Origin of the sequence: Novosphingobium sp. 18050 (assembly GCF_902706195.1) — a bacterium.
Taxonomy (GTDB): Bacteria; Pseudomonadota; Alphaproteobacteria; order Sphingomonadales; family Sphingomonadaceae; genus Novosphingobium.
In genome coordinates this window covers 45,323-59,928 of sequence record NZ_CACSJO010000014.1, presented here as the reverse complement: position 1 = coordinate 59,928, position 14,606 = coordinate 45,323, and the positions used below count along the sequence as shown (strand labels likewise).

Here is a 14,606-nt window from a genome sequence, read left to right as displayed (position 1 = left end):
CAGGCGCGGGCACTCCGGGCTGATGCCTATGTCCGCGAGGCCGATTCGCTCTCTTCGGCCGCGAAAAATTTCTGCATCACGTCGCGAGCGATGCGGGCAGGCCGCATGGTATCGGCATCCAGGCAACACCAGCTCGACTTCACTTCCGCAATCACTTCCTCACCGCGCCGGATCACGGTTTCATAAAAAGCGCGCGCTCCCTGCACCTTTTCCAGCAGGACTGTGGCGATCACCTCATCCTCGAGAAAGGCGGGCTTTCGGTAGGTGATTTCGTGTTTGAGTGCGACCCAAAGGTGCTGGGCTATCGCTTCCGCCGGCGCGAAAGCGCGCCAGTGATCGGACACAGCCGCCTGCACCCACTTCAGGTAACTGGCGTTGTTGACATGACCCATGAAATCAATGTCAGCGGGATCAATGCCGATGGAAAAGCGATATGGGATTGCTTGGTTCACGTATACGTCAATAGCACTTCAGGGCAGGGAACACTACCCTTACCTCAATGCTGAAACCTGGCCCGCAAGGGCGCGGTTCCAACCGAACTCCCGTCCGATTATCGCCAGCCCCACCATTCGCCGGGGAACAAGATTTGAAAAGGGATAGAAAGATTTTTTGACGGCGCCAGTGTGCTTTTACGCAATTGGAAGGCGGTGGGGGTCGACCTTTTGCACCCCATTGTCGGCAACAAGTGGCCGAACAACCAACGTTGCTCGGCCACCTGCTTTTAGCTTAGCGCAGAACCAGGTTGACGGCAGAGCTCTTGCCGCGACGATCAACCTCGATCTCGAACTCCAGCTGGTCGCCTTCGTTCAAGCCCTGAATGCCCGCGCGCTCGACAGCGCTGATATGGACGAAAGCATCAGGCTGGCCGTCATCGCGGTTGATGAAGCCGAAGCCCTTCATGGAATTGAAGAACTTGACTGTGCCAGTCGCCTTCTCACCCGTCAGCTCACGCTGCTGCTGGGCGGGCGCTTCCCGCTTGGTGACAGCGATCACGTCGCCCACGATCGAAAGATCGGAAGCCGAAACCTTGCCACCGCGGTCGACAAGCTGATACTCAAGCTGCTGGCCTTCGGCCAGGCCATCGAGACCCGCACGCTGTACTGCGCTGATGTGGACGAAGATGTCCTCGTTGCCGCTCTCGGGCTGAATGAAGCCGAAGCCCTTGTCCGAGTTGAAGAACTTGACGACACCGCGGCCCTGACCGATCACCGTCGACGGCGCACCGCCGCCTCGGGGAGCACCGCCACCGAAACCACCGCCGCTACGCCCGCCGCCGAAGCCGCCACCGCCGCCGCCGAAACGATCGCCGCCGCCGCCGCCGCCGAACCTATCGGAGCCGCCGAAACGGTCCTGTCCACCGCCGAACGAATTGGAATCGCCATCTCCAAAGCGATCCCACTTGTCGCGACCCCTGCCGCGATTGCCTCTATCAAAACCCATGACTCAGAACGTACCTTCGCTGCGGCCTGTATAAGCAGTCCGTGCGCTTGGCCGCAGCACGCCGGACACAAGAAAGGGTGACTTGGAAAAGCCGGCGCATTCTTGCCGAAACGACCATGCCTGAAAAGATGTCAAGATCAACAGTAGATCGCTCGGGACCGACTGTACGACGTCGGCAGGAGGCTCACAAGAGCATGGCAACGATGCTCCATGCGGCCCCGCCAGCGGCCATATTGGAGGAAAAACGGCGAATAACAAGGCTTTCGGGAGCACGGCACGGGTTACGATCCTCCTCCACCTTCGAAGACGGCGTTGCGCCATTGATTCCGCATTAGCAGGTCTGAGAGACCCGTACTCGAAGCGATTCTTCGGAAATTACCGATATCGACCGACCGATTCGCGAGCCTCGCGGCCGCGCGACAGGATTTATTGGCCGCTACCCATTGCCTGAGGCTGCTGGTTTCAATCGCGAGAATCAACGATCTGATGCGCCGCTTGCCTAAGGCGCAGGCTATCGGATGATCAAGGGACAGGGCCCCGGATCAAGGCGACGGCAATTTATCGCGAGGAAGGACGAAGCACCGCAAACTTCGATAAATTAAAGGCGAAATACGCTGGTCTGGAGCTGTGCGATGTTCGTACACGGAGTGATCGAAGCGCCGGGACTGACCGCCTAAGGGCCAGCGCCGATCGGCAGCCCGAATCCAGTGATCTAAAACTTGCGGCTGCCAGCCCTTTCTCTGGCCCGGAACGGCACCTGAGATGTAAATGTATGCTAGAACTGATTATTGGCAAACAAGACAAGCGGTCCGTTAAGGTTGTAGTGCGCAAAACGTCCGCAGATTTCCTGAAATTCAGGCCACGTGCGCAATGATCGGTATTTCGGTCGAAAGCATGCCATGCTGAAGGACGTGAGCGATCATGTGAACCCGGTTACGGGTTTGGGTTTTGAGCCGGACATTTTCCACATGCCGCTCTACCGTGCAGGGCGCGATTGCCAGCGTGATCGCCACTTCCTTTGCCGACAATCCGCGGGCGACGAGCGTGACGACTTCGGTTTCACGGCTCGTAAGGCGAAGGTTTTCAGAAACACCAAACATAGGATCCCCTTGCTCTGCAGGCCGCCAAACGCGGCCGAAACCTTTTTTTGTTTTTTTGCGAGCGCCCCGATTCGATATGCTTAATGATATCCAGAGATTTATTAAGTACAATACCTTGTCATTTTAGCCATGCGCCAAAACGGGATTCCGTTGCTTCTGAAGGGAAATCACAGTGTAAGCCTATTTCTCGCTGGAATTCGCGATGTCGGACTGTGAGCAATCAGACACGGCAGCCGTTAACCTTGAGCCCTTCGACTAACGATTGTCAGGTTATCATCGAAAAACGCCCCGATTGCTGCCGGCAAGCTGATGGCACATTTACCGTGGTGAATTTTATCAGAGATCAAGCCGAGTGCACAGGATTGGGCCGCCTCCATGGCTCTGATAGCGCACACCGGTCGAGACCACCCGTTGAACGTGGGCGCGCGCTCAGCTTCAGGCGAGGTTCATGCCGCGGCGCCCCCGAACACCGTCATTATCAGCTGCATTTTATGAATACGTTATTATGCGTGCTTTCAAGCGCACAGTAACGCTTACCGTGATAGCGGAAATGTGGCCCGAACAACCAGACCGACATCCGAGTCGACTATAGATATTTTCGCTCCATGCAGCGTCGCTATTGCTGACACCAAGGCCAGTCCCAAACCGGAACCCTCGGTGTTGCGACTGGCGTCCAGCCGGTAAAACCGCCGAAACACATTTGCCCTTTCGGCCAGCGGAATCCCGTTCCCCGTATCGCGCACTTCAACGAGAAGTACGCCGCCGTCGATCGAAAGACTGGACGTGATCGTCGATCCGACCGGGGTGTGGACAATCGCATTTTCGATGAGGTTGGTGAAAAGCTGCGCCAGCAGTTCCGCATCGCCTTCTACCATGACGCCCTGGGCATGGTTCGCCAGATACCGTTGGCCGCTATCTTCGGCCACTGGCGCGTAGGCCTGATGGATGCGATCCATCAGCTCGCTGAGATCGAAACGCGTGAACCACTTGCGCCCTACTCCGCCTTCCAGCGATCCGATGCGCAGCAATGCCTGGAAGGTCGCGAAGATTCCTGCCGTCTGCGCAAGCGCATCTTCGACCATCGCCGGCTCGATCACGGAACTGTCCTGCATCTGTTCCAGGCGCTGGTGCAGACGGCTGAGCGGGGTGCGCAAGTCATGCGCGATATCGGTCGTGACCTGCCGAAGAGCTTCCATCGCAGCGGCATTGCGCTCTAGCATACGATTGAGATTATGCGTGAGATCGTCGAATTCCGGTCCAAAACCGATCATCGGTAGGCGTTCGCCCCGGTCCCCGTCGATGATGCGGTCGACAGCGTGGTTGACCCGCGCCAGTCGGCGCAGGAACAACCGTCCGGTCAGGTATCCACCCAGCAGCGCGAAAAGCGTAATGCCCAAGCCGCTCATCAAAGTGAAGCGGCCAAGCCTTCGGCGCAGCATCTGGACGTCATAGTTGTCGCTGGCAACGACTAGCGCCAACCCGTTGGGCAGGCGGGCGCCCAGCGTGGTCATGTTCTCCTGCCGGATCTGCCCGTTTTCCGGCGCACGCTCGGTCACCTCCACAGTACTCCACCCGTTCAGGGTCACCGTGCCGGGCAGATCGCCGAATAGTCGGCGGCCATCGGCGTCAAGCAGGAGATAGCGGTAGGGCGCCTCGGGCCGTCCGCCCGCATGGCGCGCCATCGCATCGAGCAGGCCGGACTGGCCAAGCTGGGCATATTCCCCCTCAAGGACAGTCATCTCGGCCCGGAGGCCACCGTTAGTCGCCTCGGTTGCATAACGGCCGATCTGCTGCTGGACGACCACCAGCAGCGCCGCCGCGCCGATGGCGAAGACTGCGGCCAGTAGGAGCGCAAAGCGGAAAGCCGCGCTGCGCATCGGCCCCGGCTTCGCGGTGTCAGCCGCCATCGATGCGATATCCCGCGCCGCGCACGGTCTGGATCAGCTCGCGCCCGAACCCGCGATCGACCTTTGCGCGCAGGCGGCTCATGTGGCTCTCGATCACGTTGGTCTTGGGGTCGAAGTGGAACGACCATACGTTCTCCAGCAGCATGGTACGCGTCACCACTTCACCCGCGTGGAGCATCAGATATTCGAGCAGTTTCAGTTCCTGCGCCTGTAGATCAATGCGCGCTCCGCCGCGCGTTACCGTCCGCTTCATACGGTCGAGTTCGAGGTCTTCGACGCACAGCACCGTCCGCATCTCCACAATCGGAGGCCGCCGGGCGAGCGCATTGACCCGCGCCAGAAGCTCGCTCGCGGCGAAGGGCTTGGCGAGATAGTCATCCCCTCCGGCTTCCAGTCCCTCGACGCGGTCCTCGACGCCGTTCAGCGCCGTCAGGAACAGCGCCGGCGTCCGAATGCCCATGGCGCGCAGGGCCCTGAGCGCGCCGAGGCCATCGAGCCCCGGCACCATCCGGTCGAGGATCAATACACCGTGATCGCCGGTCGAGCCCAGAAAGATAGCGTCCTGCCCGCTGGCGCATGTATCCACCACATGCCCGGCAGCGCCCAGCACGCGTTCGAGATGGGTTCTGGTCGCCTCGTCGTCCTCGAGTAGCAGGATTTTCATCTGCTGCTCTTTTGCCCCCACATCGGCCGCATTCGCAAGTTGGCAAAAATCAATGTCCGGATCATCTTCACCCAAGGTTACCAGGCCTAACAGTCTTGTGACTGAACGATATCGAAGGCAGCACCCCGGACTGATCGATGCCCAGCAGGGTGGATGCAGCCGTTCCACCATTTCGGAAGACAGCATACCGGCATGGCCCGCACCCGATTCAAGCACTCCGCCGTGATGATCCTCGCCGCCGTCCTTTCGGGTTGCGCGGCGTACACGCCGTTGCCGCTTTCTACCACGGCGCCCCTCGCGCCGTCCCTGAACGCCCCGGAGCAACAACATCCACTCACCGTCGGGCAAGTGGTGACGCTGGCGCTGGCAAATAACCCCGGCCTGAAAGCGGTACGACTCCAACGCGACATCGCCGCCGGCCAGACGACGCGGGCGGGCCTGCTTGCCAATCCTTCGCTGAGCGGCGCCCTACTGCCGCTGCTCTCGGGCTCCGGCACCGTGCCGGCGTGGAACCTCGGTATCGCGCAAGACATCAAGAGCATCCTCACCTACAAGTCGCGCCGGCGCGCCGCGCTTGACGGCGAGCGGCAGGTCGATGCGGACGTGGTCTGGCAGGAATGGCAGGTCGCGGGACAGGCGCGCCAGATCGCCACTGACCTCATCGTCGGCGCACGCAGCCGGCAGAGCTATCTCGCCGCCTACCAACTCCTGGCCGAACGCAATGCCAAGCTGGAAAAGGCACTGGCAGCGCGCACGGTCACGCTGGTCGCGGTGGCTCCAGACCGCGTCGCCCTGCAGGCTTCACGCACCGCGCTGGATACCCTCGACCAGCAGCAACTTGCGCTGATGCACCAGCTCGGCGCCCTGCTTGGCCTCACGCCCGACGTGGTCGTTCCCCTGGCCGCGCAGCCGGACCTGCCCCCCTTCGATCCAGAAGAAGTGCGCGGCCAGATCGCGACGCTGCCGGATCGCCGACCGGACCTCGCGGCGCTGCGCATGGGCTATGCGGCAGCGGACGAACAGGTCCGCCAGGCGATCCAGTCGCAGTTCCCGGACCTCATCCTCGGTGGCAGCGTCTCCAGCGACAACTCCAGGGTTATCAACGGCGGGCCTGGCATCCAGATCGGCCTGCCGGTCTTCGACCGGGGTCAGGGCGCCATCGCGATCGCCCGCGCCACACGGCAGCAGCTCCACGCCGAGTACGACGCGCGGCTTGCCGCCGCCGTGGGCACCGTGGGCGCGCTGCTGCGCGAGTACGAGCAGTTGTCCACGCAGCTAGCCATTGCCCGCCGGGACCTGCCGGCCGCACGCCTCGCCGCCGAACGTGCGCAGGCCGCGTTCGGCGCCTCCAGCCTTGACGAACGCGGCTATGTCGACCTCGTCTCGAACCGCTTCGCCCGGGAACAGGAAATCATGACACTGGAGCTTGCACTGCTCGATCGCCAGATCGCAATCCAGACTTTGGTCGGCGCCGGGTTGCCGACGGTGGCCCCCACCTCCAACAATGAGGCAGGTGGCCGATGAAGGGGCTGATCGCGCTCCCTGCCATGGCTCTGCTCGCTGGCTGCGGCACGGGTACGCCTGGTCCTGAGCCCACGCCCAGCGTCCTCGTGAGCACCGTTTCTGCCCGCCGGGGAGCGCTGCCGGCGACTGTGGTCGCTTACGGATCGGCCGCCCCCGCGCCAGACGGCACCGTGACCTTCAGCGAAGCCCAGCCCGGTCAGATTACCGCACTGGCGGTGGCGCCCGGCATGGCAGTACGTGCCGGGCAGAACCTTGCGACCTTCGTAACCGCGCCCGCATCGCGCAGCAGCTATCTTCAGGCGGTCAGCGCGCTGGCCGCCGCGCGCAAGCAGGAAGTTTCGACATCGCAGCTCCTGTCACAGCAACTTGCGACGCAGGACCAACTCACCCTGGCGACCAAGGCCGTCACGGACGCACGGACCGCGCTCGCAGCTTTACAGGCAGACGGCGCCGGCAAGCCGATCCATACGATCGTTTCACCTTTCGACGGCGTGGTCACGGCGGTTGCCGCCGCGCAGGGAGATCGCACCCAGGCGGGCGCGGCGATCCTTACGGTTGCAAAGGCGGGCGGCATCGTCGTCACCGTCGGCGTGGACCCGGCCGACCACATGGGCATCGCCGCCGGACAGCCCGCAAGCCTCAAGCGCCTTTCGGGCGGCGGCGCCTTGCGCGGCAAGGTAATCCGCGTCGACAGCGCCCTGAACCCCGTCAGCCGGCTCGTCGATGTCGACATCAGCTTTCCTTCGGGCACTCTGCTCGCCGGGGAGGCGATGCAGGTCGCAATCGAAACCGGCGCGGTCCACGGCTGGGTCGTGCCGCACAAGGCCGTCGTTACCGCAGGAGGGCCCGCACGGGTATTTCAGATCGTCGGAGGCAAAGCCAGATCGGTTCCCGTTCAGGTCACGCTCGCATCCGACGAGGGCGACGTGGTTCAGGGCGCGCTCGACATCGGCAAGCCGGTGATCGTCGAGGGGGCGTACCAGGTGAGTGACGGCGACGCCGTGCGCCGGAGCAACCGATGATCGAAAAACTGCTGCGGGAGCAGTCACGTGCCATCGTCCTCGTTGCGCTGGCGATGGCGCTGGCGGGGGCCATCGCGGCCACGGCGCTGCCGATCGGGCTGTTCCCGCAAGTCTCGTTCCCGCGCGTGGTCGTTGACCTCGATTCCGGCAGCCGCCCGGCCGACCAGACCGCGCTGACCGTCACGCGGCCCGTGGAAGAGGCGATCCGCGCAATCCCCGGCGTGCAGAACGTGCGCTCGGAGACGAGCCGTGGTTCGGCGCAGATCTCTGTCGATTTCGGCTGGGGCCGCGACATGATCGCCAGCACCCTGCTGGTCGATGCCGCCGTGGGCCGCGCCGTGCCCTCGCTTCCCGCCGGCACCCGGTACGACGTGCGCCGGATGGACCCCACAGTCTTCCCCATCATTTCCTATGCGCTGGTATCCGACAGCGCCGATCCGGCGGCTTTGCAGGACTTCGCCAGGTATCAGGTCACGCCGCTGCTCTCCTCCATCACCGGCCTCGCCCGCATTGGCGTGCAGGGCGGCGATACTTCGGAAGTTCAGGTGCTGGCAGACCCGCATCGGCTGGCCGACCACGCCCTGTCGATGACCGACCTTTCCGCAGCCATCCAGAACGGCAACGTGTTGAGTGCGGTTGGTCAGGTCCAGGATCGAGGACGCCTGTCGCTCGTCATCGCCGACCGCAGCGTCGCCAGCGCGGCGCAAGTGGGTGACATCGTCGTGAAGGCAGCGCCCACCGGCGTGGTGCGCGTGCGCGACCTAGCGGTGGTACAGGACGGTGCCGTCCCGGTCTGGCAGCGCGTCGTCGAAGACGGCAGGCCCGCCGTCCTCTTCAACATCTACGAGCAGCCCGATGGCAACGCGGTACAGATCGCGCAAGCCGTCGAGCAAAAGCTCGCGGGCCTGAAACTGCCGCCGGGGGTCAGACTGGTGAACTGGTACGACCAGAGCCAGTTGGTCACGCAGTCGGTCTCCAGCGTTCGCGATGCGGTGCTGATCGGGCTGGTGCTGGCCGGGCTGGTACTGCTGTGGTTCCTGCGCAGCTGGCGGATGACGCTGGTTGCCGTCATCGTCGTACCGGCGACATTGGCGGCCACGGTGCTGGTGCTGAGCATGCTGGGCATGAGCTTCAACATCATGACCCTGGGCGGCATCGCCGCTGCAGTGGGCCTGTTGATCGACGACGTAATCGTCATGGTCGAGCACATAGCCCGCCGCGCCGGCGCTGCGGGAGAAGATGGCAAACCCGCCGGTAATGCCGCGGTAATGCCCGCCGCCCGCGAATTCATGGCGCCGCTTACCGGATCGAGCATGGCGACGCTGATCGTCTTCCTCCCGCTGTCGTTCCTCACCGGTGTGACCGGCGCGTTCTCCAAGGCTCTGTCGGTAACGATGGCGGCGGCGCTCGCGATATCCTGGGCGATGACGGCCTTCGTCGTGCCGATCCTAGTCCGCTGGCTGGTCGACTTCGACAAGTGGCACGACCCCGGCGAGGCCGGGAAAGACGCCGCCGCCCGCGTCCATGCCCGCACGCTCGATCGCCTGACCGCCCGTCCCTGGCTGCTCGCGGTGATCGCCGTGCCCGTATTGGTCATCGGCTATATCGGCTATTCCAACGTCTCCACCGGGTTCATGCCCAAGGTCGACGAGGGCGGCTTCGTCATGGATTACTACACGGCAGCCGGGACATCGCTGGACGAAAGCGGGCGCCAGATCGGCCAGATCGACGCGATGCTGCACAGCAACCCCGAAGTCCTCACCTTCTCGCGGCGCCTGGGCACCGGGCTCGGCGGCGATCTGGGGCAGAGCTACCACGGCGACTACTTCGTGCGCCTCAAACCCGGCCACAGCCGGCCCACCGAGGACGTCGCCGCCGCCATCGCCGACGATATCGCGCTCAAGGTTCCCGGGGTGCGGATCGAGGTGGCCCAGCTGATCGAAGACCTCATCGGCGATCTCACCGCAGTGCCGCAGCCTGTCGAGGTCAAGCTTTACGCATCCGACCCCCGCATCCTGGAAGCCGAGGCACAGAAAGTCGCCGCGCTGGTGAGCAAGGTTGCCGGCGTCGTCGAGGTCAACGACGGCGTGCAGCTGGCCGGAGACGCGCTGGATGTCCACGTCGATCCGGTTCGCGCTGCGATGGAAAGCGTGGCCCCGGCCGAGGTGGAAACGCAGCTTTCCGCCGCCCTCACCGGCACTGTAGCGACAACGCTGGCGCTGCCCGACAAAGCCGTCGACGTGCGCGTGCGCCTGCCCGATGCGATGACCATCAGCGAAGTGGGCCTCGCCCAGTTGCCGATCCGGGCAACCGACGGCCACGTCTTCCCGCTATCGCGCGTGGCGACCATCGAACCTGTCACCGGCCAGCCGCAGATCGGGCGTGAGAACCTTGAACCGATGATCGCCGTCACGGGCCGCATCCAGGGTCGGGGCATCGGCGCCGCCGTCGGCGACGTCCAGACGGCGCTCGACAGGCCGGGCACCCTCAGCCCCGGTGTGCGCTATGAACTGGGCGGGTTATTTCAGCAGCAGCAGATCGCCTTCTCCGGACTCATCAAGGTTTTTGCAGCCGCACTGGTGGCCGAACTGGTGCTGCTGCTGATCCTTTACCGCCGGTTCTGGCTGCCCGTGATCATCATCGGCTGCTCGCTGCTTTCGACCACTGCGGTGTTCACCGCATTGTGGCTGGCGGGGGTCGATCTCAACATCACCGCGTTGATGGGCATGACGATGATTATCGGCATCGGCACGGAGATGGCGATCTTCTACGTCTCGGAATTCGAGGAACTGTCCCGCATCATGCCGCCCGCACAGGCGGCGAGAGCGGCCAGCCGAGGGCGCCTGCGCCCGATTACCATGACCACGCTGGCCGCGATCCTGACGCTGCTGCCCCTCGCCTTCGCGATCGGCCAGGGTTCGGGAATCCAGCAGCCGCTGGCGATCGCGATCATCGCCGGCCTCCTGCTCCAGTATCCACTGGTCCTGCTGGCGATGCCGGTTCTGGTCCGGCTGACCCTGCCGAAGGAGACGCCGCGGGAGGGCTGACGCTCAGGCCGGCCCTCCCGCGGTGAAGACATCTGGCGGTATCAGGCCGCCTGCGAATTGCGGACGACCCGGCCGTAGTCCGCAAACAGCCCCTCGAAATGCTGGACGTTGCTGACGACGCTGTTCGGACTTGGAGAGCGGCGGGGATGCTCGCAGAATTTCACGACCGCGTTGGTCAGGGAGAACCGGTTGGCGGCCTTGTAGGTCAGCCCCCCACCATTGCGGGCATGGTCGGCCGCGCCGCCGCTGTCGGGCACGATCACGCTTGTGCCGCTGGCCCGGGCCTCCGCTCCGACCATGCAGAACGTCTCTGCCTCGCAGCCGTGGGCCACGGCGTCGGCGCTCGCGAGGATCGCCGCAAAGGCGGTACGATCGTGCTCGGATTCGAACAGGCGAACGTGCGGATTGCCACCGATCGCGCTGCGGATCGCGCGCTTCTCGCGGCCTTCCCCGAAAAGGACGAGGCCGACCGGGGTGTGGAGGCTGGCTGCGGCCACGGCATCGACTACCATCGGCCAGCGCTTTTCCGGGGCCAGACGGCCTGCCGCGACCAGAAGGCGCGCGTTCTCATCAAGGCCGCATTGCGCAAGCAACCTGCCGCGCAGGTCCAGGTCGCGGCACTCGGGCGAAAACACGCCGGTTTCCACCCCTAGCGAGTGGACCCGAACCCCGGCCACGCCGCCATCACGAAGCCGGCCTGCAAGATCGTGATTGGCGCAGACCGTCATGTCGAACACGCCGCCTAGCTGGCGCAAATGCTCCCAATACCGTTCGAATCCACGGTCGATGGAAGAGCGGGAAAGCAACGGTGCGAACCAGCGGTAGGCGTAAGCGGACAGCGGGTCTGCGTGCATCACCAGACTGCGCCGGGCGCTACCCCGCCAGCGGGCGACCATCGAGGCGCTGCGCCAAGGCGAAGATACTTCCACCACGTCCGGCCTTTCGGCGTCCAATACCGCGTGCAGAGCGGGTTCGTCGGCGAAATAGCCGTACTTGCGGTCGAGCGGGAAGCGGGGCGACGGCAGCGTGAGAATGCGGGCGCCGGGGCCGCGTTCGATGACCTCGTGGGTTTCCCCCGGGACGATCACGACGATCTCGTGGCCCAGTTGCGGACCGATGCGCAGCTTCTGCTCGATGTAAGTGCGCACCCCGCCGCCGTGGGGGCTGTAGAAGGCGCAGACGTCGACGATCTTCAAGAATATCAGCCCTTTACCTTGAGTGGAGCGACCCCCAGGCCGCTACGGTAATTCATTACGATGGAAAGCCTTGTCGGGGCGGAACCCGCCGTAAACGCGACCTTGGCGGCCTTGGGCTTGCTCCAGCCCAGCTTCGGATTGCCCGAGAAGCCGATGCCGTCGACGGCCCAGCCGAACTTGTGGTTGCCGTCCCGGTCGTGGAGCAGCGAAGCCGCATAGATCCCCGGTGCGGGGAGGCGGATGCACAGATCCACAGGCCCTGAGGGCGGCACCGGCACTTCAACCCGGCGGAAAACTTTGCCGGCATCTAGCAGGACATTGTCGTCCGCAAGGAAGTCCTCGTCGTCGGCTGGATAGATCTCGAGCTTCAGGTTGCCCTGACGGTCCTTCAAACCCGCGACCGTGACCAGCAGCGACGGGCCCCACTCGCCCGGACGGCACTGACCTTCCTTTTTACCGAGGTCCGGCGATGAGGGCATCGCCGCCGCCGACAACAGCAGCCCCGCGGCCAACAGGCCCGCCCGTGTCATCACGAACGGACCACGCGGCGCACCAGGTCGGACGCGGCCAACCCCAGGCCGAGCAGCAGGTGAACCAGCAGAATCGCCGATGCCATCATCGTCATCAGCGCGGCTATGTCGGTCTCATGGCCGAGCGTGAAGACGGCGACGCCGGCGAAGACGACGTCTTTGTTCGGAATGAACGGCAGGCGCGAAATGAGCAGGCGCAGGGTCGCCAGCAGCAGCCACCAGGTCACCGGGACCGCCGGCAGGACCATATGCCACAGCACCGCCGACAGGACCGTGGTGACGACGATGCGCAGCAGGTGCATCACCGTGATGAAGCCAAGCACGTCGCGGTCCAGCGAGAAGATGCGCCGCCGGAACGCCATCGCCAGGATCGACGTGGCCAGCACTACAGAAAGTGAAAGCAGCCCGGTACGGTTCTCCAGCCCGATGCTGGTGGAGCCGACCAGAGGCCACAGGGCTACCAGCAGAACCAGCGTCACCCCGTTGCCGACCATCGCCGAGAGGATCGAGACGTCCTTGATCGCCCCGAACGGCGCTGCGGTCATCGCGCTGCGCTGACGCGCCCAAGTGTAGAAATAGGCCTCTCCAAGGTAACCCAGCAGCAGTTCGTTGCAGACCAGTTTACGCAGGAGCGCTGTAAACCCCTCGACCGGAAGCCGCCAAAGCCGGCGGTAGATGAGCCACTCGCTGGCAGGCCCGGCGAGATAGCTGGCGCCGAAGACCAGCCAGAACCCGGCGCCGCGCGGCACCATGGCGACGATCCGCGCCATGTCCATGCCGCGCAGTTCGAGCACCACGCCCAGCGCTATCAGGATCGAGAACACCACCGGCAGCAACGCCGTCCCGCGCTTCCACGAGAATGTATCCTGTGCGCGCAGCGTGACTGTGGGCCGATGGGCGGCAAGATCGACGGCCGGGTCGCGAGGCGGCTTCGCAGTCAGGAGAGAAGCGGGCTGTAGCACAAGGTATTCCTTGAGATTGAACGGGACGTCCGGGGGGCAACGCGCAGCTATCGAGCGGTCGGCGAGGCCATCAGCATGCGCACCTGCCGAGCCGAAGCGATCGCCCGGTGCATCACCGTGACATAGGCGCCAGCGGCAGCCTCAACCGTAAAGCGCGCCGCGTAGTCGCGCTGCGCCGGGCCGGGCCGGGGCAACTGGTCGACCCGGGCGATCGCCCAGGCCAGCGCATCAACGTCGCGCACGGGAACGAGTGTGGCCCTTAGGCCTCGCCCGGCGAGCGCCTGCATACTGGAGGAACAGTCGGTGGCGATGATCTGCAGACCTGCTGCGATGGCCTCCAGCACGACGGCGGGGACGCCCTCGTAGTTGGACGAAAGGAGCAGGCAATCGGCATCGCGCAAGTACGGATCGGGATCGGTGACATGGCCGCAGAACTTCACCTGGTTCTCGATGGCGAGACGCCGGGTAAGGGATTCCAACTGAATGCGCTCCGGCCCGTCGCCCACGATCGTCAGTTCGTCTCCCGGCCGGAAGCCACTGGCGAAGGCGCGCAACATGACTTCGAGGTTCTTCTGGGAGACAAGGCGCGAGAGGGCGAGGAAACGGTAGCGATGGCGGCCCACGCGGTCTCGGCAGATGGCGGCGAGGCGATCGAACCGCGCTCTCGTCATCGCGGGGTCGTGGATCGTCATGACTCGGTGCGCGCCCACGCCCATGACATCCATCACTTCACCGCGCATCGGCTCGGCCAGCGCCACAAAGCGGTCGAAAGCCATGCCCTGCAGGCACAGCCATGCATGGTACACCCGGCGGCGCAGCGCCGGTTCGTCACGGCGGACAAGATCGTTGCTGATCTTGCATACGATCGGCGGGCAGCTTTCGCCCAAAAGCAGCCGCATGGCGACGCAGACCACCGCGTAGGTATTGCCGGGGCAGAAGATCACGTCGACCCGCTCACGCGAAAGAGACAGGAAGCAGCACCAGATCATCCACAACGTCTCGAGGCGCGCGGTGGGAAAGCGGCTCGTACGGACCCGGTAGTCGAGGCTGGCCGAGGCGCGCCCACGGTCGAGGCCTTCGTCGCGCCCCAGCACGATCATGACCTGGTGCCCGGTCTGTTGCCAGTGTTCCGCCAGGTTCAGTGCTACACGCTCGACCCCGCCGGGCTCGAAGCTATGGATGGGCATGGCGATCCGAAGGGGCGCTGTCATGCC

Annotated in this window: 12 protein-coding genes; 3 read left to right on the top strand and 9 right to left on the bottom strand. The window is 64.3% G+C overall.

Translation table 11 applies throughout. The features are described 5' to 3' along the window. Positions 1-26: 26 nt before the first annotated feature. The 5 genes from GVL61_RS14645 to GVL61_RS14625 form a co-directional block, all read right to left on the bottom strand. A complete protein-coding gene (locus GVL61_RS14645) occupies positions 27-452 on the bottom strand; it encodes a thioesterase family protein (RefSeq protein ID WP_159981370.1) in 426 nt (141 codons plus the stop codon). 274 nt (positions 453-726) lie between these two features. Further along, positions 727-1,440: a cold-shock protein gene (locus GVL61_RS25350; RefSeq protein WP_159981368.1), complete on the bottom strand. Its 714-nt coding sequence runs from the start codon at positions 1,438-1,440 to the stop codon at positions 727-729. Between the two features lie 854 nt (positions 1,441-2,294). Next, positions 2,295-2,540, bottom strand: a complete 246-nt coding sequence (locus GVL61_RS14635; protein ID WP_159981366.1) for a response regulator transcription factor — start codon at positions 2,538-2,540, stop codon at positions 2,295-2,297. Positions 2,541-3,073: 533 nt separating this feature from the next. Then, positions 3,074-4,447: a HAMP domain-containing sensor histidine kinase gene (locus tag GVL61_RS14630; RefSeq protein WP_159981364.1), complete on the bottom strand. Its 1,374-nt coding sequence runs from the start codon at positions 4,445-4,447 to the stop codon at positions 3,074-3,076. Further along, positions 4,437-5,111, bottom strand: a complete 675-nt coding sequence (locus tag GVL61_RS14625) for a response regulator transcription factor (RefSeq protein ID WP_159981362.1) — start codon at positions 5,109-5,111, stop codon at positions 4,437-4,439. The genes GVL61_RS14630 and GVL61_RS14625 overlap by 11 nt, the downstream gene beginning before the upstream one ends. A gap of 192 nt (positions 5,112-5,303) precedes the next feature. Here GVL61_RS14625 and GVL61_RS14620 point away from each other — a divergent pair, with 192 nt between their 5' ends. From GVL61_RS14620 to GVL61_RS14610, 3 genes are read left to right on the top strand one after another with little or no spacing between them, the layout of a single operon-like run. Beyond that, complete coding sequence (locus GVL61_RS14620; RefSeq protein ID WP_159981360.1) at positions 5,304-6,635, top strand: TolC family protein; 1,332 nt, start codon at positions 5,304-5,306, stop codon at positions 6,633-6,635. After that, positions 6,632-7,657: an efflux RND transporter periplasmic adaptor subunit gene (locus GVL61_RS14615; protein WP_159981358.1), complete on the top strand. Its 1,026-nt coding sequence runs from the start codon at positions 6,632-6,634 to the stop codon at positions 7,655-7,657. Before GVL61_RS14620 ends, GVL61_RS14615 begins: the two co-directional genes overlap by 4 nt. Next, positions 7,654-10,704 (top strand): efflux RND transporter permease subunit, encoded by a 3,051-nt coding sequence (locus GVL61_RS14610; protein WP_159981356.1) that lies wholly within the window; start codon positions 7,654-7,656, stop codon positions 10,702-10,704. Before GVL61_RS14615 ends, GVL61_RS14610 begins: the two co-directional genes overlap by 4 nt. A 41-nt stretch (positions 10,705-10,745) precedes the next feature. Here the strand turns inward: GVL61_RS14610 and GVL61_RS14605 are convergent, their stop codons facing one another. The 4 genes from GVL61_RS14605 to GVL61_RS14590 are packed head-to-tail and all read right to left on the bottom strand — an operon-like array spanning position 10,746 to position 14,603. After that, positions 10,746-11,900, bottom strand: coding sequence for a glycosyltransferase (locus tag GVL61_RS14605; RefSeq protein WP_159981354.1), 1,155 nt, complete (start codon positions 11,898-11,900; stop codon positions 10,746-10,748). A gap of 5 nt (positions 11,901-11,905) precedes the next feature. Further along, a complete protein-coding gene (locus GVL61_RS14600; protein ID WP_159981352.1) occupies positions 11,906-12,430 on the bottom strand; it encodes a DUF2141 domain-containing protein in 525 nt (174 codons plus the stop codon). Next, entirely contained in the window at positions 12,430-13,392 is a 963-nt protein-coding gene (locus tag GVL61_RS14595; protein ID WP_235037706.1) for a hypothetical protein, read from the bottom strand. Before GVL61_RS14595 ends, GVL61_RS14600 begins: the two co-directional genes overlap by 1 nt. Before the next feature lie 47 nt (positions 13,393-13,439). Then, positions 13,440-14,603, bottom strand: coding sequence for a glycosyltransferase (locus GVL61_RS14590; protein WP_235037705.1), 1,164 nt, complete (start codon positions 14,601-14,603; stop codon positions 13,440-13,442). Positions 14,604-14,606: the final 3 nt, after the last annotated feature.